At 59.1% G+C, this 20,521-nt stretch carries 19 protein-coding genes and 2 tRNA genes; 14 read left to right on the top strand and 7 right to left on the bottom strand.

Translation table 11 applies throughout. The features are described from left to right. The 6 genes from SHM7688_RS08220 to SHM7688_RS08195 form a co-directional block, all read left to right on the top strand. Window positions 1–345: EF-Tu C-terminal domain-related protein (locus SHM7688_RS08220; RefSeq protein WP_503167633.1), on the top strand; the 345-nt coding region annotated here is incomplete at its 5' end. Window positions 346–562: 217 nt separating this feature from the next. After that, window positions 563–2,128, top strand: coding sequence for an ABC transporter substrate-binding protein (locus tag SHM7688_RS08215; protein WP_058239460.1), 1,566 nt, complete (start codon window positions 563–565; stop codon window positions 2,126–2,128). A 110-nt stretch (window positions 2,129–2,238) separates the two neighbouring features. After that, window positions 2,239–3,219: an ABC transporter permease gene (locus SHM7688_RS08210; RefSeq protein WP_058239459.1), complete on the top strand. Its 981-nt coding sequence runs from the start codon at window positions 2,239–2,241 to the stop codon at window positions 3,217–3,219. Further along, entirely contained in the window at window positions 3,219–4,160 is a 942-nt protein-coding gene (locus SHM7688_RS08205; protein ID WP_058239458.1) for an ABC transporter permease, read from the top strand. The genes SHM7688_RS08210 and SHM7688_RS08205 overlap by 1 nt, the downstream gene beginning before the upstream one ends. Next, entirely contained in the window at window positions 4,160–5,878 is a 1,719-nt protein-coding gene (locus tag SHM7688_RS08200) for an ABC transporter ATP-binding protein (RefSeq protein WP_058239457.1), read from the top strand. Before SHM7688_RS08205 ends, SHM7688_RS08200 begins: the two co-directional genes overlap by 1 nt. A gap of 104 nt (window positions 5,879–5,982) precedes the next feature. Beyond that, window positions 5,983–6,498: an SAM-dependent methyltransferase gene (locus SHM7688_RS08195; protein WP_199556615.1), complete on the top strand. Its 516-nt coding sequence runs from the start codon at window positions 5,983–5,985 to the stop codon at window positions 6,496–6,498. Between the two features lie 485 nt (window positions 6,499–6,983). Here the strand turns inward: SHM7688_RS08195 and SHM7688_RS08185 are convergent. From SHM7688_RS08185 to SHM7688_RS08160, 6 genes are all read right to left on the bottom strand, one after another. Next, window positions 6,984–7,058 (bottom strand) — tRNA-Glu (locus SHM7688_RS08185). A 44-nt stretch (window positions 7,059–7,102) separates the two neighbouring features. Further along, window positions 7,103–7,177 (bottom strand) — tRNA-Glu (locus SHM7688_RS08180). Between the two features lie 192 nt (window positions 7,178–7,369). After that, window positions 7,370–9,118 carry a single-stranded-DNA-specific exonuclease RecJ gene (gene recJ, locus SHM7688_RS08175; protein ID WP_058239455.1) on the bottom strand — a complete coding sequence of 583 codons (1,749 nt, stop codon included), beginning with the start codon at window positions 9,116–9,118 and terminating at the stop codon, window positions 7,370–7,372. Between the two features lie 91 nt (window positions 9,119–9,209). After that, on the bottom strand, window positions 9,210–10,184 hold the full coding sequence (glpX, locus tag SHM7688_RS08170; protein WP_058239454.1) for a class II fructose-bisphosphatase: 975 nt from the start codon (window positions 10,182–10,184) through the stop codon (window positions 9,210–9,212). A 101-nt stretch (window positions 10,185–10,285) separates the two neighbouring features. Continuing rightward, window positions 10,286–11,584 carry a homoserine dehydrogenase gene (locus SHM7688_RS08165; RefSeq protein ID WP_058239453.1) on the bottom strand — a complete coding sequence of 433 codons (1,299 nt, stop codon included), beginning with the start codon at window positions 11,582–11,584 and terminating at the stop codon, window positions 10,286–10,288. 96 nt (window positions 11,585–11,680) lie between these two features. Further along, complete coding sequence (locus SHM7688_RS08160; protein WP_058239452.1) at window positions 11,681–11,923, bottom strand: hypothetical protein; 243 nt, start codon at window positions 11,921–11,923, stop codon at window positions 11,681–11,683. A gap of 141 nt (window positions 11,924–12,064) precedes the next feature. On the opposite strand from SHM7688_RS08160, the gene SHM7688_RS08155 reads away from it, so the two are divergent. Further along, on the top strand, window positions 12,065–12,652 hold the full coding sequence (locus tag SHM7688_RS08155; protein ID WP_058239451.1) for a TetR/AcrR family transcriptional regulator: 588 nt from the start codon (window positions 12,065–12,067) through the stop codon (window positions 12,650–12,652). Between the two features lie 72 nt (window positions 12,653–12,724). Here SHM7688_RS08155 and SHM7688_RS08150 read toward each other — a convergent pair whose 3' ends face one another. After that, complete coding sequence (locus tag SHM7688_RS08150; RefSeq protein WP_058239450.1) at window positions 12,725–13,636, bottom strand: pirin family protein; 912 nt, start codon at window positions 13,634–13,636, stop codon at window positions 12,725–12,727. 217 nt (window positions 13,637–13,853) lie between these two features. Between SHM7688_RS08150 and SHM7688_RS08145 the strand changes: the two genes are divergently transcribed. From SHM7688_RS08145 to SHM7688_RS08115, 7 genes are all read left to right on the top strand, one after another. Beyond that, the gene (locus SHM7688_RS08145) at window positions 13,854–15,479 is read left to right on the top strand and encodes a long-chain-fatty-acid--CoA ligase (RefSeq protein ID WP_058239449.1); all 1,626 of its coding nucleotides are present in this window, start codon (window positions 13,854–13,856) and stop codon (window positions 15,477–15,479) included. A gap of 3 nt (window positions 15,480–15,482) precedes the next feature. Next, window positions 15,483–16,376, top strand: a complete 894-nt coding sequence (locus SHM7688_RS08140) for an alpha/beta fold hydrolase (protein ID WP_058239448.1) — start codon at window positions 15,483–15,485, stop codon at window positions 16,374–16,376. Window positions 16,377–16,535: 159 nt separating this feature from the next. After that, the gene (locus SHM7688_RS08135) at window positions 16,536–17,525 is read left to right on the top strand and encodes an NAD(P)H-dependent flavin oxidoreductase (RefSeq protein ID WP_058239447.1); all 990 of its coding nucleotides are present in this window, start codon (window positions 16,536–16,538) and stop codon (window positions 17,523–17,525) included. 5 nt (window positions 17,526–17,530) lie between these two features. Next, window positions 17,531–18,193 carry a histidine phosphatase family protein gene (locus tag SHM7688_RS08130; RefSeq protein ID WP_058239446.1) on the top strand — a complete coding sequence of 221 codons (663 nt, stop codon included), beginning with the start codon at window positions 17,531–17,533 and terminating at the stop codon, window positions 18,191–18,193. A gap of 35 nt (window positions 18,194–18,228) precedes the next feature. Next, on the top strand, window positions 18,229–19,254 hold the full coding sequence (locus SHM7688_RS08125) for a phosphotransferase family protein (RefSeq protein ID WP_058239445.1): 1,026 nt from the start codon (window positions 18,229–18,231) through the stop codon (window positions 19,252–19,254). 1 nt (window position 19,255) lies between these two features. Then, a complete protein-coding gene (locus SHM7688_RS08120) occupies window positions 19,256–20,032 on the top strand; it encodes an SDR family NAD(P)-dependent oxidoreductase (protein ID WP_144432526.1) in 777 nt (258 codons plus the stop codon). Window positions 20,033–20,095: 63 nt separating this feature from the next. Then, window positions 20,096–20,515: a PaaI family thioesterase gene (locus SHM7688_RS08115; protein WP_058239443.1), complete on the top strand. Its 420-nt coding sequence runs from the start codon at window positions 20,096–20,098 to the stop codon at window positions 20,513–20,515. Window positions 20,516–20,521: the final 6 nt, after the last annotated feature.

Here is a 20,521-nt window from a genome sequence, read left to right as displayed (position 1 = left end):
GGTGTTGACCGTGAAGCGGTTGAGCGTGGTCAGGTTCTCTGTAAGCCAGGTTCCGTGAACCCACACACCAAGTTCGAAGCAGAAGCCTACATTCTGACCAAAGACGAAGGTGGCCGTCACACCCCGTTCTTCGCGAACTACCGTCCACAGTTCTACTTCCGTACAACTGACGTGACCGGCACTGTTGAACTGCCAGCGGGCACCGAAATGGTGATGCCTGGCGACAACCTGAAGTTCAACGTTGAGCTGATCGCACCGATCGCAATGGAAGCCGGCCTGCGCTTCGCGATCCGTGAAGGCGGCCGCACCGTTGGTTCCGGTGTTGTGTCCAAAATCGTCGAGTAATCAGAGCTTCTGATACGCGAAACGAAAGAGCCGCCCAACGGGGCGGCTCTTTTGCGTTGGGACAGTTGTTTGGCATCATTCCCCTTGGTGATCTGACCGGCCGCGTTGCGGGTTAACATGTTCACAAAAATGTGTGGCGACCTTGCTTTTCACGACTTGGTGAGGTGACATGGCGCATGCCCCGTCAGGAGCGGCGGGTTGAAAACAGGGGACAACAATGAAACGCGCACTCTCTGCGGCCTTGGCTGCTGCAATCTGTGCCGCACCAGTTGCGGCCGAAGACTTCAAATGGGCGGGGACCACCGACCCGCAAACCATGGACCCGCATGCGGTGAACTCCGCGCCGGTTCTGGGCTTTCTCAACAACGTTTATGAAGGGCTTGTGCGCCGGGGCAAAGATATGTCCATTGAGCCTGCGCTGGCCACAAGCTGGGAGCCGATTGGCGCGGGCGAAGGCTGGCGCTTCTACCTACGCGATGGCGTGACTTTCCACGACGGCAGCACCTTTGATGCGGAAGATGTGTTGTTTTCCTATCAGCGTGCCTCGAGCGAGGTGTCTGACACGCGCAGCTGGTTTGCGCCGGTGTCTGAGGTCAAAATGGTGGACGCTCAAACCATCGAGATCTACACCACTGCGCCCAACCCGATTTTCCCTGACAGCATCGCCAATTGGATGATCATGGATAAGGGCTGGGCTGAGACCAATAGCGCGGCGCGGCCAGACAAGGAAAACGGCAACTATGCCACGCTCAACACCAATGGCACCGGTGCCTTTATGGTCACTGCGCGTGAGCCGGGCCTGCGCACAGAGCTGGCCCCGCATGATGGCTGGTGGGACGAAGCCACCCACAACATCACCAAAGCGGAATTCACCCCGATTCAGAATGCGGCCACCGCCGTGGCGGCGCTGCTCTCGGGCGAAGTGGATATGATCAACCCGGTGCCGATTCAGGACGCTGCGCGACTGCAAGGTCAGGATGGCGTGCAGATCATTCAGGGCATTGAGGCCCGCGTGATCATGTTGGGCTTTGCACAGGATGCTGAGACCCTGAAATACGGTGCAGACGCAGGCAAGCCGAACCCTTTCCAAGATGCGCGCGTGCGGAAAGCTGTGGCGAAAGCGGTGAATGTGGATGCGATCCTCAAAACCATCATGCGCGGCAATGCCGAACCGGCAAGTCAGTTGGTCAGTCCGGCCATGCGTGGCTATTCCGAGGCGCACTCCACACGTCCGGCTTTTGACGTGGACGGTGCCAAGGCTCTGCTCGCGGAGGCAGGCTATGCTGATGGGTTTGCGTTTGGTCTCAAGTGCCCCAACAACCGCTATCTGAATGATGAGGCGGTCTGTCAGGCGGTGACATCTATGCTTGCAAAGGTGGGGATCACGGCACAGCTTGATGCGATGCCGGTGCAAAACTACTGGCCGGAACTGCGCGCCGATAACTTTGACATGTATCTGCTGGGCTGGTCCCCAGGCACATTTGATGCAGAGCATCCCATCCGCTTCCTTGCGGCCACGCCAAATGCTGAGAAAAAGCTGGGCAGCTGGAACTTTGGTGGCTATTCCAACGCGCGCATTGATGCGCTTTTGCCGATGATCCAATCCGAGATTGATGATGGAAAACGTCAGGCGATGCTGGATGAATCGGCTCAGATTCTACAGGAAGAGACCGCTTATGTGCCGATGTATGTGCAACCTCTGGTTTGGGGCACACGGGACAATATCTCTCTGACTCAGAGACCGGATAACTTCTTTATTCTGCGTTGGGTCAACGTGCAATAATCCTGCAAATACAGAGGGCGCCGGGCAACACTCCGGCGCCTTATTTCCTTGTCTTGACCCCACCTGAAGAAGAGCGCAAGGAACGCCGATAATCATAAAAGGACGCAGTGATGTTGACGTATGTCATAAAGAGAGTCTTGCAGTCCGCCTTGGTGCTTCTGATCGTCGGACTTGTTGCTTTCAGCATGTTCCGATTTGTTGGCGACCCGATTGACAATTTGCTGGGTCAGGAACGCACCGATGCCGACATCGCCCGCCTGCGGGTGGAACTGGGGCTGGATCAGCCGTTTCCCGTACAATACTACAAATTCCTCGAAGGGGCCGTTCAGGGCGATTTTGGCGTGAGCTATCGTCAGGGGCGCCCGGTGGGGGAAATCCTGCTGGAGCGCGCACCGGCCACGCTGGAACTCGCGGCGGTGAGCGGTTTTCTTGCCATCAGTATTGGTATTGGCCTTGGGGTCTTTACGGCGATCCGCAAAGATGGGTTTCTGGCCAATGCGATCATGTCGATCTCTCTGATTGGGGTGTCTCTGCCGACCTTCCTCATCGGTATCCTTCTCATATATGTCTTTGCGGTGGAGTTGGGGTGGCTGCCCTCGTTTGGGAGGGGAGATGTGGTGCAGTTTGGCTGGTGGAGCACGGGGCTTTTGACCGCGTCGGGCCTGAAGGCCATTGTCTTGCCGGCGATCACGCTGGGGCTTTACCAGATGACGCTGATCATGCGTCTGGTGCGCTCTGAGATGCTGGAAGTGCTGCGTCAGGATTACGTGCGCTTTGCCCGCGCCCGTGGCCTGAAGGCGCGCACAGTGAACTTCCGCCATGCGCTGAAAAACACGCTGGTGCCGGTGATCACCGTCACGGGTCTTCAGCTGGGCTCAATCATCGCCTTTGCGATCATCACCGAAACGGTCTTCCAATGGCCCGGTGTGGGGCTTCTGTTCATCAACGCGATCCAGTTTGTCGACATCCCGGTGATGGCCGCCTACCTGATGCTGATTTCGGTGATGTTTGTGGCGATCAACCTGATTGTTGACCTGCTGTATTTTGCAATTGATCCGCGCCTGCGCACGGATGGTAAGGGGGCGCACTGATGTCTGACCAAACTTCAACCGCGCCGCAATCCCGTCTGGCGCAAGCCTGGGACAGCGATTTTGCATATAGTTTCCGCCGCTCGCCGGTGGCTGTGGTGTCTTTCCTTGTGGTGATGCTGTTGGTGCTGAGCGCGATCTTCGCCCCGCTGATTGCGCCATATGATCCGTTTGATCCGGCCTCGCTCGACTTGATGAACGGCTTCACCGCGCCGATGGCCGCCAATGACTTCACCGGAGACACCTTCTGGCTGGGCACCGATGATCAGGGGCGTGATGTGTTTTCCACCATCCTTTACGGCATGCGGATTTCGCTGTTTGTGGGCTTCTCTGCTGTGCTTTTTGCCATGGTGCTGGGCATCACGCTGGGCCTGATTGCCGGCTATGTCGGCGGCTGGGTGGAAACGCTCATCATGCGTGCCGCAGATGTGCAGCTGACCTTCCCCGCCATTCTGGTGGCCATGCTGATCTTTGGCATCGCCAAAGGCATCACGCCGATTGAGCATCAGGACACCATGGCGATCTGGGTGCTGATCCTTGCGATTGGTCTGTCAGACTGGGTGCAGTTTGCCCGCGTGGTGCGTGGTGCAACGCTGGTTGAAAAGGACAAAGAATATGTGCAGGCCGCGCGTATGATGGGGCGGGGCCGTGGTATTATCATGCTGCGTCACATCCTGCCCAATGTTCTGTCGCCGGTGTTGGTGATTGCCACCATTTCGCTTGCTCTTGCGATCATCGCTGAGGCAACGCTGTCGTTTCTTGGTGTGGGCGCACCACCAACCCAACCGTCACTGGGCACGCTGATCCGCATCGGGCAACAGTTCCTGTTTTCCGGCGAATGGTGGATTTTGCTGTTCCCCTCCGCCACGCTTCTGGCGCTGGCGCTGTCTGTGAACCTGCTGGGCGACTGGCTGCGTGATGCATTGAACCCGAGGCTGCAGTGATGAGCGACACACTTCTTGATATCGAGGGCCTGTCGGTCCACTTCCCGACCCGTCGCAAGCTGTTTGTGGCAGTGAACAAAGCCAACCTCGCGGTGGAGCCCGGCGAAATCCACGGTCTTGTGGGCGAATCCGGGGCTGGTAAATCTACCATCGGGGCCGCCGTGATGGGTTTGCTGGATCGGCCGGGCCATATCGCCGAGGGCACCGTTCGCTTCAAGGGCGAAGCCATCAGTGGGCGGGATGCGGAAGGCATGCGCGCGCTGCGCGGGGCCAAGATCTCTATGATCTTTCAGGATCCTCTGACCTCGCTGAACCCGCTTTTGACCGTGGGCCAGCAGCTGGAGGAAACCATCCAGTTCCACCTCAAGCTTTCCGATGCGGACAGCAAGGCCCGCGCGATTGAACTGCTGGATCGGGTGGGCATTCCCAACCCGAGCGAGCGCATCAATCAATATCCGCACCAATTCTCTGGCGGTATGCGTCAGCGGGTGGTGATTGCGCTTGCGCTTTGTTCGGAGCCGGATGTGATCATCGCGGACGAGCCCACCACGGCGCTGGACGTTTCCATTCAGGCGCAGATCCTTGATCTGATCAAGGAGCTGGCGCGGGAGCGGCAGACCGGCGTGATCCTGATCACCCACGACATGGGTGTGATTGCGGACACCACCGACAAGGTGACCGTGATGTATCAGGGTGAGGTTGTGGAAAGCGGCAGCACCGAGCAGGTGCTGGGCGCCCCGCAGCATGAGTATACCAAATCGCTCATTGCAGCCGTGCCACGCCCCACGCTGAAGGTGCATCGTTTCCCGCAGCTCTCTTACGGGGGGCGTCAGATCACCTTTGAGATCGAAGATCTTGCGCGCAACTGGAAGCGCCCGGAGCCAACCAAATCCGGCACGCTTCTGAAGGTTGAGGGGCTCACCAAAACCTTCCTGCAAAGCGGGTCGATCATTCCGTCGCGGCGCAAGTATTTCACCGCTGTGGATCAGGTCAGCTTTGACATCCGCGAAGGCGAGGTCTTTGGCATTGTGGGCGAAAGCGGCTCGGGCAAATCCACTGTCGCGCGCATGATCGCCACGCTGTATCAGACCAATGGCGGCAAGATCTTCTTTGACGATCGGGAGGTCACCAGCCTCAAGACTGCCAAGGATCTGGAAAGCTATCGCCGCCAGATCCAAATGATCTTTCAGGATCCCTTCTCAAGCCTCAACCCGCGCATGCGGGTGGATGAGATCATTGCGGAGCCCGTGCGCCACCACAAGCTGCTGGAAGGCGACGCCATTCAGCACCGTGTGGATGAGTTGCTGGAGCGTGTGGGCCTTGGCTCAGAGGCCGGGCGCAAATACCCGCATGAGTTCTCCGGCGGTCAGCGCCAGCGGATCTCGATTGCGCGGGCGCTGGCCACCCAGCCGCGCTTCTTGATCTGTGACGAGCCGACCTCGGCGCTGGATGTCTCCATTCAGGCGCAAATCCTGAACATCCTGAAGGATCTTCAGGAGCATCTGGGCCTGACCATGCTCTTCATCAGCCACGACCTGCCGGTGGTGCGACAGATGTGTGACCGTGTGGGCGTAATGCGTCAGGGGCAGATGGTGGAGGTGGACGACACCGAAACCCTCTTTGCCAACCCGCAACAGGCCTATACGCAGGAGCTTCTGAGCCTCATGCCAAGGCTTGAGGGGCTCTCCACCGAAGGGCTTGAAGGCGAGATCGTCTAACCGTCAGAAACACCCACAGAAAGCGCCGCCATTGAGCGGCGCTTTTTTATGGCGCAGGGGGCTGCTGTTGGGCAGGATGACGGCGGACAGCAAAGGAGAGCGCCATGTCTGACATCCTGCCTGACATCCTGCCTGAGACCTTGCCTGAAATGCGCGACGGGGAAAGCCTGTTGGGGTTTGACCCGCTGGGCCGCGTGGATGCAGAGCTGCGCTTCATTGGCCGCATTCACACCCCGTGGCAGCGCGGCAATTGCCCCAAGAATGTCACCCGCGCCCGTGAGAGCGGGCAGGGGGCGTCGATCACGCTGGAGCCGGGATTCGCGGAAGGTCTGACCGGGCTGTCTGTGGGGGATGGGATTTTGCTGTTTTACTGGATGCATCAGGCGCGGCGCGATCTGATCACCCAGCGGCCCCGGCATCTGACAGAGGCACGTGGCAGCTTCGCCCTGCGTGCACCCAACCGCCCCAATCCGATTTCGCTGGCGGCGGTGCGGATCACATCACTGGATCTCGCGGCGGGCCGGATCGGCATTGATGCCATCGACTGTTTTGATGGCACACCGCTCTTGGACATCAAACCCAGTGCACCTGCCGTGGATGTGCCGCCGGAACTCGGCTGATATACGTGCGGAAACGCGCTAGCGGCCTGTATTTGCCGTGGGCCGTGTGGGGGAAGTGAAAGGCCAGAGACGTCCGTTATGATTACAAGCCACCGGCGGGGTCATCTTGAAATCGCTGGTGTGATATGATGCCAGCAGGAAGGCCCCTGTGCGCCGGTGTTTCGGCGCGCGGCCTTTGTCACGAGGTACCCTTTTCAGGGGCGCGGCTTGTGGCAGAATCCAAACCGACATGTTCATTTTCTGTATCCCCATCCTTGGAAGTGCTGCTGGTGCTGCCCTTGCGACAGGCACAGGCGTCTACATCAGGTGATTCCAGTGATACCGAAAATTGGTTAATGAAATCTCATGTCAGGACTGTGGAGATCTTGCGGGGGCAGATCTTTTACAAGCGGTATTATCTGTCACACATGCGCACAGGTAGGTCCCTGCGGCACAGATCACAGGTGCGCGTATCAGTGAGCATTTCTATAAGTTGTGAGGTGAAATGGCATCCCGTAGGGGAATCGAACCCCTCTTTCCAGGTTGAAAACCTGGCGTCCTAACCGATAGACGAACGGGACGCTCTTGGGTGCGTCAGGAAGTTGCCTTCCAACCCGAACTTCACTGGCATCCCGTAGGGGAATCGAACCCCTCTTTCCAGGTTGAAAACCTGGCGTCCTAACCGATAGACGAACGGGACGCGCTGTGAAGCGTGAGGCGTATCTAGTGAATGGGACGGATGGGCGCAAGCGGAAATTTGACGCTTGCGGCGATTTTTTCAAGAAAGCTGTATGCACCTGTTTGGGGCGCCGCGTTGGGGGCTTTGCCCCCAACGCGGCGCGGCCGCGATTCCCCCAGGATATTTCAGTCAAGAGGAAGCGGAGAGGTTGGTTCAGCCCGCTTTTGCGGCGTCTTCCAGGCGCAGTTGCACAGATTGACGCCCGCCCCAGGTGTTGATTTCAAGGCGTCCGGCGAGATGGAAACGGCCCCCGCCGTGTGTTTCCAGTGCGGGCCCCAATGCGGTGTCATAAGCCCCAAAGGCTATGGCGTCGATACGTGCGCCGAAACCGTCGCCGAAAGTCAGTTTGAGGTGGCTTTCGCCGACGCGTTTGGTGAAGCGAATCTCTACGTCCGGAAAGGCAAAGCGCGGCGCTGGGGCCCCGGCGCCAAAGGGCCCTGCCTTTTCAATGTCGCTGATCAGTTCCACGGAGGCGGCGGTGGGCATCAGCAGACTGTCGAGTTTCAGGTCCGCAGGCCCCATGTCGCCAGCGCCCTGTTTTGCCATCAACTCTGTCAGGCGCTGCATGGCGGGTTCCAGTTGATCGCGGGCGACGGTGAGACCTGCGGCCATCTTGTGCCCGCCACCTTTGATTAACAGCCCTTCGGCGGCGAGTTTCTGAATGGAGACGCCCAGATCCACGCCCGAGACGGACCGACCTGAGCCCTTGCCTTCTGCGCCATCAAGGCCAATCACGATGGCGGGGCGGTTGGTGGCCTCTTTCAAGCGCGATGCCACGATGCCCACTACACCGGGATGCCAGCCTTCGCCTGCCGCCCAGACCAGCGGTGCGTCCAGACCGCGCTCTTCGGCCTGTGCCATGGCGGCGGCGCGTACGGCGGCTTCGATATCGCGCCGTTCTGTGTTGAGTTCATCCATACGGGCCGCGATGGCCTGTGCCTCTTGCGGGTTGTCCGTGGACAGCAGGCGCGCGCCCAGATCGGCCTGACCGATGCGGCCACCGGCATTGACGCGCGGCCCCAGAAGGAAGCCGAGGTGGTAGCTGTTGGGCGCGCTGTCCATGCGGCTGACATCAGAAAGCGCCACGACGCCGGGGCGTTCGCGTCGGGCCATGACTTTCAGCCCTTGACGCACCAGCGCGCGGTTCACCCCAATCAGGGGCGCCACATCGGCAACTGTGCCCAGGGCCACCAGATCGAGCATCGCCATCAGATCCGGCCCCCGTGTGCCATCGGCCTCGCGCATCTGGCGATTCGCTTCCACCAGCATGAGGAACACCACCGAGGCGGCGCAGAGATGGGCAAGATCGCCACTTTCATCCTGTCGGTTGGGGTTCACCACGGCAACGCAGTCCGGCAGGGTTTCGCCGCCGAGGTGGTGATCCAGCACAATCACATCGGCGCCTTTGGCAGCGGCGATGGGCGCGTGGCTGAGGGTGCCGCAGTCCACACAGATGATCAGGTCATGGTCTTTGGCCAAGGCCGCCATGGCAGGTTCATTGGGGCCATAGCCTTCATCAATGCGATCCGGCACATAGAGCGTTGCAGGCAGGTCCATCGTGCGCAGCCAGGTGATCAGCAGGGCGGCTGAGGTGCCGCCATCCACATCGTAGTCGGCAAAGACGGCGATGCGCTGGCGTTGGCGCACAGAGGCCAGAAACCGCTGTGCGGCGGCCTCCATGTCTTTGATTGTGCGCGGATCCGGCAGCAGGTCCACCAGCTTGGGGTCAAGAAACCCTGCGGCTTCGGCTGCGGACACGCCCCGGCGTGCAAGCACCGCACAGAGTGCTGGCGGCAGCGCCGTGTCCTGTGCCAGCAGTTCGGCGGCGCGCGTTGTTTCGACATCTGGTCCCACCCAACGTCGTCCGGTCAGGCTTTCAGAAACACCAAGGAAGTCAGTCATGGAGGGGCTTTCATCTTGTGAAAAGGCCCGCCAGAAGGCGGGCCATCAAAGGCGGGCGCGTGGCCCAGTCAATCAAGGATGCGGATCAGGTTCAAGAGGTCTGATCTACTGGCGCGCGGTAGGTCACGCGCCGGACAGAACCGGATTTGGAGCGCATCAGCAGGGTTTCGGTTTCGATCCAGCCGGGGGTGCGTTTGATACGGGGCAGCAGCGAGCCGCCGGTCACGCCGGTTGCGGCAAAGATGACGTCCTGTGTGACCATCTCGTCCCGAGAATAAATGCGATCCAGATCGGTGATGCCGGTTTTGGCGGCACGGGCGCGCTCATCATCATTGCGGAACACCAGACGGCCCCACATCTGGCCGCCCATGCATTTCAGTGCGGCAGCGGCCAGAACACCCTCTGGTGCGCCGCCGCGGCCCATATACATGTCGATGCCGGTTTCTTCCGATTCGGCGCAGTGCATCACACCAGCCACATCGCCATCAGTGATGAGGCGAATGGAAGCACCGGTGGCGCGGACTTCGTCGATCATGTCTTCGTGGCGCGGACGCTCCAGAATGCAGACGGTGATATCCGTGGTTTCGCAGCCTTTGGCCTTGGCCAGGGCTTGGACGCGTTCTTTGGGGCTCATGTCCAGGGACACGACATTTTCGGGGTAGCCCGGGCCAATGGCCAGCTTGTCCATATAAGTGTCTGGGGCGTGCAGCATGGAGCCACGCGGGCCCATGGCGATCACGGTCAGCGCGTTGGGCATGTCTTTGGCGGTCAGCGTGGTGCCTTCCAGCGGGTCCAGCGCGATGTCCACGCCGGGGCCTTCGCCGGTGCCCACTTCTTCGCCAATGTAGAGCATGGGCGCTTCGTCGCGCTCGCCTTCGCCGATCACCACCACGCCGGCGATGTCCAGCAGGTTCAACTGTTCGCGCATGGCGTTTACGGCGGCCTGATCGGCGGCCTTCTCATCGCCGTTGCCGATCAGGGCAGCGGAGGCGATGGCGGCTTGCTCGGCCACACGGGCCAAGCCAAGGGACAACATGCGGTCGTGAAATTCCGGCTTTTGAGACATTGGGAGGAGGTCCTTATATGCGTGTTAAAATACCGATTATCGTAGGGGCGCGCCGCTCACAAGTCTGCCGTGCGCCCCTTTGGGGCTGAAAATCCGTCTACTTAAATCTGTTCAATGCGCAGGGCCACCGGATCTGCGGCCATCACGCCGGTGGCGCGCATGGCTTCAATGGCAGCGTCCAGGTCGGCGCGCTGGGTTTTGTGAGTCACGATAAGCACCGGCGCATGGGCTTCAGCATGGCGTGTTTGACGCATGCGATCAATGCTGATGCCGTTGTCTCCAAGGGCTGTCGCGATCTTTGCCATGGCGCCGGGGCGATCTTGCAGCGCGAGGCGCAAATAATAGGGCGCTGGAGAATTGGAACGCGCGGCCTTTGCGGTGACAAGCGCCTTTGCGGGCACGCCAAACGTCGAGAGGCGCAGGCCACGGGCAATATCACAGACGTCGCCCATCACAGCGCTGGCGGTGGGGCCTTCGCCGGCGCCGGGACCGCGCAAGACCACCTGTTCCACCGCATCGCCTTCGATCACCACCATATTGGTGCCTCCGGTGAGCTGGCCCAGAGGGCTTTCAGCAGGCACAAGGCAGGGGGACATACGCTGTTCCAGACCGCGGCCTGTCATTTGCGTGACGCCAAGCAGTTTGATTTTATACCCGAGTTCAGCGGCCTGATGGATGTCTTCGATGGAGATGCGCTGAATGCCTTCCAGCTCAACGCCGTCAAAATCCACCTGTGTGCCAAAAGCGATGGCGGAGAGCAGGGAGAGCTTATGGCCGGCATCTATGCCGCCGACATCCAGATTTGGATCTGCCTCCAGATAGCCCAAAGCATCGGCTTCGGCAAAAACCTCATCATAGGGCAGGCCCGCATCCTGCATCCGGGTCAGGATATAGTTGCAGGTGCCGTTCATCACGCCCATGACGCGGGTGATTTCGTTGCCAGCAAGACCTTCAGTGAGGGCTTTGATCACCGGGATGCCGCCGGCCACGGCCGCTTCAAAGCGGATGACCGCGCCTTTGTCTTCAGCAGTTTCGGCCAAGGCCTGACCATGGTGGGCCAGCAGTGCCTTGTTGGCGGTCACCACATCTTTGCCCAGTGCCAGAGCCGCTTCGATGGCGTCTTTGGCGGGGCCGTTTTCGCCCCCCATCAGTTCGACAAAAACGTCCACATCGTCGCGCTTTGCCAGGGCGACAGGATCCTCCTCCCAAGCATATCCGGCCAGAGATACGCCGCGGTCTTTATCCTTGGAACGGGCGCTGACGGCGGTGATTTCAATGGGGCGGCCTGTGCGGGCGGCCAGAAGATTGGCCTTTTGGCGCACAATCTTGATCACGCCAACGCCGACGGTGCCCAGTCCGGCAATCCCAAGGCGAAGCGGAGAAGGCTGGGAGTTGGTCATGGGGCACGTCCTCAAAAAGTGGTGGTCTGGTTGATTGTGTTGATGTGCCGTGTATCGGCTCTTGGCGGGCTGCGCAACGCAGCGCAGGCCTGATCTTTACTGCAAAGCGGCGGCGCGGCGTTCGAGACGGGCGCGTCGGGCTTCCAGCTCGGCCTCGGTGGTTTCCGTGAGCCGAGGTGGCGCTGGAGTGGGTAGCTCTGAGGCGGGGAGGATATCGGGATATTCCGTGCCTGCATTGCGCTCTTCCAGTGCCGCATCGAGACCGGGAATTTGACCGCAGCTTGCAAGGCTTGCAAGCACAGCCAAAAGGCCGCTATGGCATTTCAAAAGACGGATCACCCTGTGCTCCTCATGCTGCTTTGTCGGCATGGTTATGGACTGGAGAAGAGGCGTCATACAAGTCACCAATAGCCCAGAACGTCGGTTTGCACACCGATTGGCAGGGTTTTAAAGGAACGTATGTTCAGATAGCCTGAGGAAATGGCACGAACACAAGGCTCTCATTCCGGTATCACCGGTCCTCGCGTGCGCAAGGCCGCGCTCACGTTGTTTGCGCGACATGGCTATGCGGCCGTGTCGATGCGCCAGATTGCGCGCGATGTTGGGGTGCAGGCGGGGGCGCTTTATAATTACACACCAGACAAACAGAGCTTGCTGTTTGATCTTATGAAAACCCATATGGACGAGTTGCTGGCCTCTCGGGCGGCCCTGGCGGCACCTCCGTCGCCTGCGGCAGCGCTGGAAAGCTTCACGCGCATGCACATTCGGTTTCACTCCGAACGCCCTGACGCGGTTTTTATTGCCTATATGGAACTGCGCAATCTGAGCCCTGAAAATTTCGCAGCGATTGAAGCACTGCGCCGTGTCTATGAGGACCAACTGGAAGAGATCCTGCGGGCGGGAGTGATCAGCGGGGATTTTACCGTGGCGGACCCGAAGGTCACCACCATGGCGGTGATCGCCATGCTGACCGGAGTGAATACATGGTTTCGTGAGGGGGGGCGCCTGTCTCTGGAAGAGGTGGAGCAGATCTATTGGGATATGGTGCGCAAAGCGGTTGGGGCGTGATACCTGCGATGGATCTTTGACGCGCGCTGCAAAGCCTTGACGGCTGGTGGAGGTCTGCCCCCGCCAGCTTGTTCAGTGGGCTGGTTTGATGAATGTGCCATTGCGCAGCTCAGTAAAAGCCTGTTGCAACTCCGCTTGGGTGTTCATGACAATTGGACCGTGCCACGCCACGGGCTCCTGAATGGGCTGGCCTGAAACCAGAAGAAAGCGCACGCCTTGCTCTCCGGCCTGCACGGTGACCTCGTCGCCGGATCCGAAGCGAATGAGCGTGCGGTCTCCGCTCATGTCGCGGATGTTGAGCTCTTCGCCTGCCACCTCTTTTTCGAGCAAGATGCCGGTCGGTTGGCTGGCATCGGCAAAGGCGGCATCGCCTTCAAAAACATAGGCAAAGGCTCGGCGGCGGGTGTCGATCGGGAAGGTCTTTTTTGCGCCTGATGGCACGGTGACATCCAGAAACATGGGATCCGCGGCAATTCCATCCACAGGCCCTCGTTGCCCCCAAAAGCTGCCGATGATCACGCGCACTTTGGTGCCGTCATCTTCGATGATCTCCGGGATTTCTCTGGATGTGACATCCTGATAGCGGGGATCGGTCATTTTCAGATCACGCGGCAGGTTGGCCCAGAGCTGAAAACCGTGGTTCACACCCTGTGCATTGGCGGTGGGCATTTCCTGATGCAGGATACCGCGCCCGGCGGTCATCCATTGCACGTCGCCCGCTCCCAGGTTGCCGGTGTTGCCCAAGCTGTCCTGATGTTCCACAGCGCCATCAATCACATAGGTGATGGTTTCAATGCCGCGATGCGGATGCCACGGAAAGCCTGCCTCAAACAGGCGTGGATCATCATTTCGGAAGTGATCCATCATCAGAAAGGGATCAAGCTCGGTAGGGTCCTGAAACCCAAACACGCGGTGCAGATGCACTCCGGCACCTTCCATGGCTGCGACGGCCTTGCGCTGTTCCAATACGGGTCTGATTGACATGATGTCTCTCCTTTCCCCAGCAAGTTAGGAGCGGGAAGGCTTGCGGAAAACGGACGTGGCCGCGCGGTCACTGTGTGTATGCGCACAGTGATTGGTCCCGCAGAAATGCAAAACTTTAGCGCGAGCGACGTAGCGGCATTTTGCAACCGTGCTTCCCTCTCTCATGCGCGAAGCCTATGTTTTGCAGCACATGACAATCTCAGGCAGGGAGGCCTCGATGCTAGGGTCTATGATGATGCGTCCGCTCAATATTGCGGACATTCTCAAGTTTGCGGCGGAAATTCACCCAACAGGCGAAGTGGTTTCGGTACGTACCGAAGGCGATCTGCACCGTCAGACCTATGCTGAAATGGCGTTGCGTGTGGCGCGGCTTGCCAATGCCCTTCAGGCGGAGGGTATGCAGGTGGGGGATCGTATCGCCACTTTGGCATGGAACGGTTACCGCCATCTTGAGCTCTACTACGCCATTTCCGGTGCCGGAGGCGTGTGCCATACAATCAACCCGCGCCTGTCAGCGGAACAGATGACCTATATCGTCACGCATGCCAAAGATACCATGCTGTTTGTGGACACGACCTTTGTGCCGCTGGTCAATGCACTGCGCGCGCAATGGCCTGAAAGCCTCAAAGTGGTGGTGATGACAGATCGGGACCATATGCCGGAGGGGGACTTCCTCTGTTATGAGGAGTTGCTCGCGGCGCAATCTGAGAGTTTTGATTGGCCGGAGCTGCCGGAAGATACGGCCGCAGGTCTGTGCTATACCTCAGGCACCACTGGGAACCCAAAGGGCACGCTTTATACCCATCGCTCCACTGTGTTGCATGCGATGACAGTGGGGCTCTCGATGCCGCATGTCTGTCAGCCGGGCAAACGCATTCTGCCGGTGGTGCCGCTCTTCCACGTGAACGCATGGGGGCTGCCATTTATTGCGTTGCTGACGGGCGCATCGCTTGTGTTCCCGGGCGGCGCTCTGGATGGGGCGAGCCTGTTTGACCTGATGGAAAACGAAGATGTCTATTCCGCTTGGGGTGTGCCGACGGTGTGGCTGGGCCTTCAGGGAGAGATGGCCAAGCGGGGCCGCATGCCGCATGGGCTGGGGGATCTGGTGATCGGCGGCTCCGCTGCGCCAGCCAGTATGATCACCTATTTTGAGGAAAACGGCGTCAACGTCTGTCACGCCTGGGGTATGACGGAAATGAGCCCGGTAGGCACTTTGGGCAACCTTCCCGTGCATCTGGAAGACCGCACATTGGAAGAGCGTGTGGCGATCAAATCCTGTCAGGGGCGGCGGATCTTTGGTGTGGATCTGAAAATTGTTGATGAAGATGGCAAACGTCTGCCCCATGACGGCGAAGCCGCTGGCGAGTTGTTTGTGCGCGGCAACAACATCACGGCGGGTTATTTTGAGAACGAAGAGGCCAACGCAGGGGCCTTTGATGCCGATGGCTGGTTTGGCACCGGGGATGTGGCGACCATTGATGGCCATGGCTACCTGACCATCACCGACCGTGCCAAAGACCTGATCAAATCAGGGGGGGAGTGGATCAGTTCGCTCGATCTGGAAAATACCGTGATGGCACATCCAAAGGTGGCAAATTGTGCCGTGATCGCCGTGGCCCATCCCAAGTGGGACGAGCGCCCGTTGCTGGTTGTGGTGCCGGGGCCGGACGGCACCCCGGAGGTTAGTGAACTGATGGCGCTGCTGGAAGAGCATTTTGCCAAATGGCAGTTGCCTGACGATGTGGTGTTTGTAGAAGAACTGCCGATGACGGCCACTGGCAAAGTCTCCAAACTCACGCTGCGAAAGCAGTTTGCCGACCATAAGCTGCCTGACATGGTGTAACGCTTGCGCAGCGAAACGCTCACTATCGCTGGCCATGACTTTCATGTTGTCGTGGCCGGTGATCCTGCCAAGCCTGCGATCCTAATGTTGCACGGCTTTCCGGAGTATTCCGGTGCCTTTTTTGATCTGATCCCGCATTTGCAAGATGATTTTTTCTGCATTGCTCCGGATCAGCGAGGCTATGGGCAAAGCTGGCGCCCCGCCAAGGTTGCAGATTATGCGCCAAGCAAGCTGATTGCGGATGCGGCGGCTGTATTGAACCATTTCAGCCCTGCCAAACCGATCGCAGCGGTCTTGGGGCATGATTGGGGAGCGGCGGTGGCCTATGGTCTGGCCTTTCGGCATCCGGAGCGCTTTGCGCGGCTGATGATCGCCAATGGCGTGCATCCCATCCCGTTTCAGCATGCGCTTGCGGCGGGTGGGGCGCAGTCTGAGGCCAGTCAGTATATTGACTGGCTGCGCGCCGAAGGTTCAGAGGAAAAACTCTGCGCCAATGATCATGCCCGTCTGTTGGGGCTGTTTTCTGATCAAATGGATATGTCTTGGATGACCGCAGAAAAGCGGGGTGCCTATCAGGCCGCTTGGGGCGATGCACGCCAACTGCGGGGTATGGTCAACTGGTATCGCGCCTCAAGCCTGAAAGTGGCATCCCCGGGTGTTCCGCTTACTGCGGAGGATTTGCCGAACCTGCCTGCTGAGATGCTGCGTGTGGCGATGCCACATCTCTTGCTTTGGGGAGAAAACGACACAGCGTTGTTGCCCGAAAGCTATGAGGGGCTGTCGGAGCTCTGTGAAGATCTGACACAGCGAAGCATTGCTGGCGCGGACCACTGGCTCTTGCATCAGAAACCGGGCGAGGTTGCGGAGCAGATCCGCGCGTTCTTGCGGCAAGCCTGATGTGCAGGGGCTTGGCCTCCTGTTTCAGCCGTTCTTTCGGGGATGTTTGAGGCTGCGCTCCGCGGATCTCCGATGATGTGACGTCATGTTACTTTTGCAGGCTCTTGTTTGTCCGCGTGGCAGGGGGCCTTATCCTGCCACCAAACACAGGAGTTAATCATGTCTGGTGACAGCCACCTTCCAAAGGCTCTGCAAGGTCTGCGTATCCCCGCAGTTGCTTCGCCTTTGTTTATCATTTCCGTACCCGCACTGGTCATTGCCCAGTGTAAGGCAGGCATCATAGGCAGTTTCCCCGCGCTGAACGCACGCGAAGGCGAGGGCGACCACCCACTTCTGGACACCTGGCTCACGCAGATCCGCGAAGAGCTGGACCGTCACAATCAAGAAAACCCGGACCGCCCGGCCGCACCATTTGCGGTCAATCAGATCGTGCATCGCTCCAACACCCGGCTGGAGCGCGACATTGAGCTTTGCCACAAGCATAAGGTGCCTGTCTGGATCACCTCGCTTGGGGCGCGCAAAGAGGTCAATGATGCGGCCCATGATTGCGGCGGTATCGCGCTGCACGACATCATCAACAACTTTTTTGCCAAGAAGGCGATTGAGAAAGGCGCTGATGGTCTGATCGCGGTGGCCGCTGGTGCCGGTGGGCATGCAGGTCCGCAGTCCCCCCTCGCTCTCATCAGTGAAATTCGCGAGTGGTTTGATGGGCCTCTGCTGTTGTCGGGCTCCATTGGCACAGGGGCATCGCTTTTGGCTGCGCAGGCCATGGGCGCAGATCTCGGCTATATTGGCTCGCCGTTCATCGCGACCGAGGAGGCCAATGCGGTGCAGGGCTATAAGGATATGATCGTGGATAGCGGTGCGGATGACATTGTCTATTCCTCGCTCTTTACCGGCGTCTGGGGCAATTATCTTAAGGGATCTGTGGAGAACGCAGGCATGGATCCGGACAACCTGCCTATGGGCAGTGTCAAAGATATGGACTTTGGCGGTGACAAGGAGAAGCCCAAAGCCTGGAAAACCATCTGGGGGTCTGGTCAGGGTATCGGTGCCGTCAAAGAGGTGGGGCCTGTGTCCCAGCTGGTGGATCGGCTTGAGCGCGAATATATCGCGGCTTGGGAGCGGCTTCAGGACCGTATGAAGTGAGCCAGATGTTCCACCTCATACGCCATGCTCAGGCAAGTTTTGGTGCGGCCGATTATGACAATTTGTCAGACCTCGGCCATCGCCAGTCTGAGGCTTTGGGCGCTGCTCTGAAACGTCAGGGTGTCATGCCGGATGCGGTGTTTATCGGGGCGCAGAAACGCCATCGACAGACCTGGGAAGGCCTTGAACGCGCTCTGGGCAGCGGGATGACCCCGATTGTGGTGCCGGAGTGGAACGAATTTGATTTTGGCGGGCTTTTGGAGGCGCGGTATCAAACCCGCGTCGACAAGCCCGCCGATCTGCACAGCGATCGCAAAACCCATTTTCGCATTCTGCGCGATACGGTTTTGGAGTGGCAGCGCGACGAAATTGAAAATCCACCGGAAAGTTTTGCGGCTTTCACCAACCGGGTCCGTGAGGCGCGCGCTATTGTGGCCGCCTCCGATGCGAAGACCGCACTTGCCGTGAGTTCTGGTGGTGCCATTGGCCGGACGGTTGCCGATGTGCTGGATGCGCCGGCCGCGCAGATGATCCTTTTGCAATTGCAGGTGAAAAACTGTGCTGTGGCCCGGTTTGTGATGGCCAAAGGCCAAGTCTGGCTGAATGGGTTTAATGACACACCGCACATTGAGGCAAGCAATGAAGACGAAATGCTGACCTATAGCTGAGCTATTGGGGCGGCGTGGCATGGAGCGAGGGTGCTATGGACGCAACGACATTGGATACCAAGGCTGTTGAACGGTGGTTGGAGGGGCAGCTTGAGGGCTTTTCCGGTCCGATTGAGGCGACAAAATTTGATGTGGGCCAATCCAATCCAACCTTTCGGCTGGACAGCGCGTCAGGGCAGTATGTGCTGCGCCGCAAGCCCCCCGGTGTTTTGCTGAAATCCGCGCATGCGGTGGATCGTGAGTTCCGGGTGCAAAAGGCCCTTGCGGGCACAGAGGTGCCGGTCGCCAAGATGCACATGTTGTGCGAAGACGATGATGTGATCGGATCTGCCTTTTATGTCATGGACTTCGTTGAGGGGCGCAATTTTGACGACCCACGCTTGCCAGATCTCACCACATCAGAACGCGCGGCGGTGATTGATGAGATGGGCCGCGTGCTGGCCGCGATCCATTCTGTGGATATTGCGGCGGTGGGCCTGTCGGATTACGGCCCTGAGGGAAATTACTTTGAGCGTCAGGTCGGGCGCTGGACCAAGCAGTACCGCGCCTCTGAGACCGAGGCTGTGCCGCAGATGGATGCGTTGATTGACTGGCTTGCGGCCAATATTCCCGCAGATGATGGCAAACGTACCTTGGTGCATGGGGATTACCGCATCGATAATATGCTGTTTGCCAGGGATCGCGCTGAAGTTCTGGCGGTGTTGGATTGGGAGCTTTCCACCATCGGGCATCCCTATGCGGATCTCGCCGCAGTGATCATGCAGTGGCAGATGCCGCCGGGCCATGAGGGACGGGGGCTTGCTGGCGTGGATCGTGCGGCTTTGGGGTTGCCGACGGACGAAGAGTTCATCGCGTCCTATTGTGTGCGGATGGGACTGCCGGGTATTGAAAAATTCGGCTTCTATCTGGCGTTTTGCTTCTTTCGCATGGCGGCCATTATTCAGGGGGTCAAAAAACGCGCGCTGGATGGCAATGCGTCGGATCCTGAACGCGCGGCCAAGCTTGGAAGCTTTGTGCCCATGTTTGCCATGGCCGGATTGGAGGCGACACAACGTGGATAAGATGTATCAGGACAAGGTGGTGATGATCACCGGGGCGGCCAGCGGTTTTGGTGCGATGGCAGCCAAGAGATTTGCCGCGCAGGGGGCGAAGCTGGGTCTTTCAGACATCAACGAAGTCGCGTTGCGCGATGTTGTGGTAGGGCTTGAAAGCGACGGTGTCGAGGTCGTGAGTGATGTGGTGAATGTTGCTGAGGAGGCGCAGGTTGCGCAGCATGTGGCGCATATTTCGCAGCGATTTGGGGGCATTGATGTGGGGATCAACAATGCGGGCATCGGTCATGATGTGCGCCCGCTGCAATTTCTCACCACCGACGACTTTGACGTGATGATGAATGTGAATGCCAAAGGGGTGTTCCTGTGTATGAAGTATCAGATCCCGCTGATGCAGCAGGCCGGGGTGGGTGCGATCCTGAATGTGGCCTCTGCGGCCGGACTTGTTGGGGCGGCGCATTTGTCGCTTTATGCCGCCGCCAAACATGCAGTTGTTGGGTTGACCAAAGCTGCGGCGGATGAAAACGCCACCCGTGGCATCCGTGTGAACGCGCTGTGCCCGTCGTTTTCAGCGACGCCGATGGTGGATGAAATGGCAGAGGTTGTCGGCACCCGAACAGGGCTGAACCGGGAAGACACGTTGAAACAGATCGCCAGCCGTGTGCCCATGCGCCGTGTGTCTGAGCCGGAGGAGGTGGTGCAAGCCATGTTGTGGATCAATGCGCCGGAGAACAGTTTTATGACCGGCCAAGCGATTGCCATAGACGGTGGCCTGACGGCTGTTTGACCGACATAACAGAGGGCAAGGCCCGGCGATGCCGGGCGCTGCAACTTTTAGACGGACCTGTGCATGACTTATGCCCCCTTTGATCCAGCACTCGACGAAACGCCTTATGGGTTGCAAAAGCACCTCGGATTTGAGCTCACCCATTGGGATGAGGATTACGCACGCCTTGAGTTGCCGCTGGCACCGCATCTGATGAACCGTGCAGGCATTCCGCATGGCGGCATCTATGCGACGCTGCTTGATACGGTGATGGGGTTTGCCGGGTGCTACACCGGCACAGCGGATCATAAAAAGCTTGCGCTCACGCTATCGCTGACCACGAATTTTCTATCGCGTCCCAGAGGGGGGCGGTTGATCGCGGAAGGTTGGCGCACGGGTGGCGGCGCCAAGACCTTTTTCGCAGAGGGCAGCATTTGTGATGAGACAGGGGAGAGCATCGCGCGCGGCTCGGGGGCTTTTAAGGTCCGGGCCACGACGCTTTAGGCGTTT

This window comes from Shimia marina (genome assembly GCF_001458175.1).
Classification (GTDB): domain Bacteria; phylum Pseudomonadota; class Alphaproteobacteria; order Rhodobacterales; family Rhodobacteraceae; genus Shimia; species Shimia marina.
Note: the sequence above shows the minus strand (reverse complement) of the source record. Positions and strands in the feature narration are given on the sequence as shown.